This is a genomic window from Pseudoselenomonas ruminis (assembly GCF_008271295.1).
Taxonomy (GTDB): Bacteria; Bacillota; Negativicutes; order Selenomonadales; family Selenomonadaceae; genus Selenomonas_A; species Selenomonas_A ruminis.
The window spans coordinates 1-293 of record NZ_VTOY01000050.1; the positions used below are offsets into that span (position 1 = coordinate 1).

A 293-nucleotide genomic window follows, 5' to 3' on the forward strand; every position below is an offset into this window, starting at 1 on the left:
GATTTTGCATTTTTTTCCGTGCGGCGCGACATTATCGCCATGACAATGGGTTTGCGATTGGGCGGATAAATCACGGCAATATCATTCCGCGCCCCATAATCGCCTGAACCGCTCTTGTCGATAACTTTCCAACCTTGCGGAGTTTCTGCCTTGATAAGCGTGTCGGTTATGGAATTGTCGCTCATCCAATCAATCAGCAGTTTTTTCTTGTCGTCGCTCAAAATATCGCCGAATATATAGACTTGCAAATTTTTTACCATCTGTCTCGGCGTGCTAGTATCACGATTATCTTT

1 protein-coding gene is annotated in these 293 nt (G+C 44.7%); it reads right to left on the reverse strand.

Features of this window, described 5'->3' with window-relative positions; translation table 11 throughout:
- The coding region (locus FZ040_RS13885; protein WP_149172546.1) for a serine hydrolase at nt 1-293 on the reverse strand (293 nt) is incomplete at both ends.